The sequence below is a fragment of the Roseateles sp. genome (assembly GCF_036486225.1).
Taxonomy (GTDB): Bacteria; Pseudomonadota; Gammaproteobacteria; order Burkholderiales; family Burkholderiaceae_C; genus Roseateles.
This window is the reverse complement of sequence record NZ_DASVNZ010000252.1, coordinates 1-3,621: the sequence shown is the minus strand read 5'-3', so window position 1 is coordinate 3,621 and position 3,621 is coordinate 1. Positions and strand designations below refer to the sequence as shown.

Sequence of the window (3,621 nt, the reverse complement as noted above, 5' to 3'; positions counted from 1 at the left end):
GCTGGAGATCGGCGTCGACGACGAGGATTGGCTGACCGCCGTGCGCCTGCATCACGATGCCGGGCCGGGGCCGCTGGCCGGACGCTCGGACGGCGAGCTGATGGCGCGGCTGCTCCGCCGCGCCGACGTCTATGGCGCTCGCCTGAGCCCGCGGCGCAGCCGCCGGCCGCTGTCCGCGGCCCAGGCGGCACGGGCGGTCTACCTCGACGAACTCCAGCAACCCGACGAGGCCGGCGCCGCGCTGATCAAGGCGATCGGGCTCTATCCGCCGGGCTCGCTGGTCCGGCTGGCCAACGGCGAGGAGGGCATGGTCCTCAAGCGCGGCCACAGCGCCAACGCGCCGATGGTCGCCTCGCTGCTCGGGCGCAGCGGCACGCCGCTGACCGCACCGGTGCTGCGCGACACGCGCCTGCAGGCCCAGGCCATCACGGCCAGCCTCGCGCCGCATGAGATCCGCCTGCGGATCAACATGGACGCGATGTTGAAGCTGTATTGAGGCTCAGGCCTCTTCGGCTTCCTCGACCAGCCCGCTGAACAGCTTGCTGCCCCAGCGGCGCGGCTGGTAGGCGGAGACCTTCTGCGCGATCGCCCGGATGTGGTCCGGCGTCGTGCCGCAGCAGCCGCCCGCGATGTTCAGGAAACCTGCCGCGGCGAACTCGCCGACCAGGCGGCCGGTCACGTCGGGCGTCTCGTCGAAGCCGGTGTCGCTCATGGGATTGGGCAGGCCGGCGTTCGGATAGCAGGAGATCGGCGTGTCGCCGGCCGCCTTCGAGAGTTCCTCGATGTAGGGCCGCATCAGCGCCGCGCCGAGCGCGCAGTTCAGGCCGATCGCGATCGGCTGCGCGTGCCGCACCGAGTGCCAGAACGCCGTCACCGTCTGCCCCGACAGGATGCGGCCCGACGCGTCGGTCACGGTGCCGGAGATGATCACCGGCAGGCGTTCGCCGGTGTCGTCCATCAGCTCGTCGACCGCGAAGATCGCGGCCTTGGCGTTCAGCGTGTCGAAGATGGTCTCGATCAGGAACAGGTCGACGCCGCCTTCCAGCATCGCGTTGGCCTGGTCGTAATAGGCCTGGCGCAGGGTGTCGAAGTCGACGTTGCGGGCGCCGGGGTCGTTGACGTCCGGGCTGATCGAAGCCGTGCGCGGCGTCGGGCCGAGCGCGCCGGCAGCGAAGCGCGGCTTGTCCGGCGTGCTGAACGCGTCGCAGGCCTCGCGCGCCAGGCGCGCCGCGGCGACATTCATCTCGTAGGCGTAGGCCTCGAGGCCGTAGTCCTCCTGCGCGACGGTGGTCGTGCCGAAGGTGTTGGTCTCGATGATGTCGGCGCCGGCGTCCAGGTACTGGCGATGGATCTCGCTGATGACCTCGGGCTTGGTCAGCACCAGCAGGTCGTTGTTGCCCTTGAGGTCCTTGGGATGATCGGCAAAACGTTCGCCGCGGAAGTCGGCTTCCGTCAGCTTGTAGCGCTGGATCATCGTGCCCATCGCGCCATCCAGGACGGCGATGCGTTGCGCCAGGATGGCGGGCAAGGCGGCGCCGCGGGTGTAGGCCACTGCGGGGCGGGCGACGGCGGGACGGGCGGAGGTCGGGGCGTTCATGACCCCGATTGTAGGAAACGCGTCAATACATCGTGCGGCGCTGGCGATCTTCCAGCTCAGCGTCGTAGGCCGCGCCGTCGAACGACGCGCTCAGGCCGGCCAGGATGGAGCCCGTCGACGGCAGCGTGGTGCGCTCGACATGGCGGGCCGGATTCCACAGCCCGGAGCGCTTGACCGCCCGAGCGCACTGGAAGAAGACCGAATGCACCTCGATCACCAGGACCGACTTCGGCAACTGGCCTTCGACCGCGAAGCGCTCCCGCAAATCCGGCGAAGCGCTGATGCGACCGACGCCGTTCACGCGCAGGCATTCACCGATGCCCGGGATCAGGAACAGCAGTGCCAGCGACGGGTCGTGGACGAGGTTGCGCAGACTGTCGATGCGATGATTGCCGCGGCGGTCCGGCAGCAGCAGCGTCTTGGGATCGGCCACCTCGATGAAGCCCGGCGCGTCACCGCGAGGCGAGGTGTCCAGACCGTGCGGCCCGCGCGTCGCGAGGATCGCGAACGGCGACGCCTCGATGAACGGCCGGTACAGCGGGTGGACGTGGTCGCATTCCTTGTCCAGCGTGGCGGGCGCGGTCGGCGCCTCGTAGACGGTTCTCAGCGCGTCGACGGTCGCCAGATCGTGCGAGCGGTCGAGCCAGGGCGTGTCCACGGCGCCGCTGTCGGGCAAGGCGCTCATCCGCCGAAGACCTTCTTCAGGATCGCGCTGCCGGTGCCGACCGGGTCCTGGCGGATCTTCTTCTCTTCCTGGCCGATCATGAAGTACAGGCCGTCCAGCGCCTTGTCGGTGACGTAGCCCTGCAGGTTGGCGTCCTCCTTGCGGATGAGCCCGAAACCCGAGGCCTTGCCGGCCACCGCATTGTACTTCTCGCTCAGCGACTGGCGCTCGGTCGCCTTGGTCACGATGGGCAGGAACTTCGTCGTCAGCGGCGAACGGGTCTTCTCCTCAAAGAACTGCGTCACCGCGTTGTCCCCGCCGCGCACGATCTTCACCGCGTCCTCGACGCTGATGTTGCGCACCGTGGTGACCAGCAGCTGGCGCGCCTCGGGCATGGCCTGCTCGGCGGCGCGGTTCATCGAGGTGATCAGGTCGTCGATGCGCTTGCCCTGGCCGGTGGTGCGCAGCAGGCGCGCCGCGTCCTTCAGCGCACCGGGAAGTTCGATCTTCACCTGCGGGTTGCCCAGGAAACCGTCGGTCCTGCCCAGGTTGGCGAGCGCCGTCTGGGCGCCGCGTTCGAGGGCCGCGCGCACGCCGGAGGCGGCGTCGCCTTCGCTCAGGCTCAGCGCCATCGCCCAGGGCGAGGCGCAACCCGCGCCCAGCAGCGCGATCAGGTCACGGCGAAACAGGTTCATCGGTGTCTCCTTCATGGACGTCAGGGGTGGCCGTCTCAACGGCTTCGGCGGCTACGGCGGCTTCGTTCGGGGGCTTGTCCACGGCGTCGACCGGGGTGTCGCCCTCGGCATCGTCCGCGGTGCCGGCGGCGTCCGATGCCGCATCTTCCGACTCCGCGAGGTCCATGTCGATGGCGCCGAACGGACCGGGACCGTCACCGAGCTTGAACTCGATGCGCAGGCTGTCGCCCGGCTCCAGCGTCACCGGCCTACCGAGCACCGGCGATCCCGCGCCGACCAGCGTACCGGCGCGCAGCGGCCGGTTGAGCGCTGCTTCGGCGATCAGATCGCCGAGGGACCACTTCATCCCGGTCTTCGCGTCGACGACCGCCTGCTTGCGACCGTTGCGCATGACCTGCAGCTGCAAGGCCGCGCGACCGAGGTACCAGGCGCCGGGCAGTTCGTCCGGCGTGATGGCGACCGGCGCGAACTGCAGCGCCGGGCGGCTGTGCAGCGCGGGCCAGCCGTTCGCGAGTTCCTCCTGCTGCACCGGCCGCAGCACCCAGTCGCCGACCAGCATCAGCAGCCGGACCGCCTCCAGCGCCTGCGACGGCACCGCGCCCTGCGCCAGGTCGCCGATGAGCGCGGCGAGTTGCGGCTCGGGCTCCAGGCCCGGCGTGCGCAGG

At 70.1% G+C, this 3,621-nt stretch carries 4 protein-coding genes and 1 pseudogene; 1 reads left to right on the top strand and 4 read right to left on the bottom strand.

Annotated elements, in window-relative coordinates; translation table 11 throughout:
• Positions 1 to 496: pseudogene (locus tag VF536_RS16825) on the top strand (phosphohydrolase); the annotation flags it as partial.
• Positions 497 to 499: 3 nt separating this feature from the next.
• On the opposite strand, the gene VF536_RS16820 reads toward VF536_RS16825, so the two are convergent.
• The 4 genes from VF536_RS16820 to VF536_RS16805 form a co-directional block, all read right to left on the bottom strand.
• Entirely contained in the window at positions 500 to 1,597 is a 1,098-nt protein-coding gene (locus tag VF536_RS16820; RefSeq protein ID WP_331616013.1) for a homocysteine S-methyltransferase family protein, read from the bottom strand.
• A 22-nt stretch (positions 1,598 to 1,619) separates the two neighbouring features.
• On the bottom strand, positions 1,620 to 2,282 hold the full coding sequence (locus tag VF536_RS16815; RefSeq protein ID WP_331616012.1) for a pyridoxamine 5'-phosphate oxidase family protein: 663 nt from the start codon (positions 2,280 to 2,282) through the stop codon (positions 1,620 to 1,622).
• Complete coding sequence (locus VF536_RS16810; RefSeq protein WP_331616011.1) at positions 2,279 to 2,956, bottom strand: DUF4197 domain-containing protein; 678 nt, start codon at positions 2,954 to 2,956, stop codon at positions 2,279 to 2,281. Before VF536_RS16810 ends, VF536_RS16815 begins: the two co-directional genes overlap by 4 nt.
• Positions 2,937 to 3,621 (bottom strand): fumarylacetoacetate hydrolase family protein (locus VF536_RS16805; RefSeq protein WP_331616010.1); only part of this gene is annotated, 685 nt, incomplete at its 5' end. The genes VF536_RS16805 and VF536_RS16810, both read right to left, overlap by 20 nt.

Bases quoted from the DNA above. Each gene is read 5' to 3' on its own strand.
- VF536_RS16820 (WP_331616013.1), bottom strand. From the start codon at position 1,597: ATGAACGCCCCGACCTCCGCCCGTCCCGCCGTCGCCCGCCCCGCAGTG.
- VF536_RS16815 (WP_331616012.1), bottom strand. From the start codon at position 2,282: ATGAGCGCCTTGCCCGACAGCGGCGCCGTGGACACGCCCTGGCTCGAC.
- VF536_RS16810 (WP_331616011.1), bottom strand. From the start codon at position 2,956: ATGAACCTGTTTCGCCGTGACCTGATCGCGCTGCTGGGCGCGGGTTGC.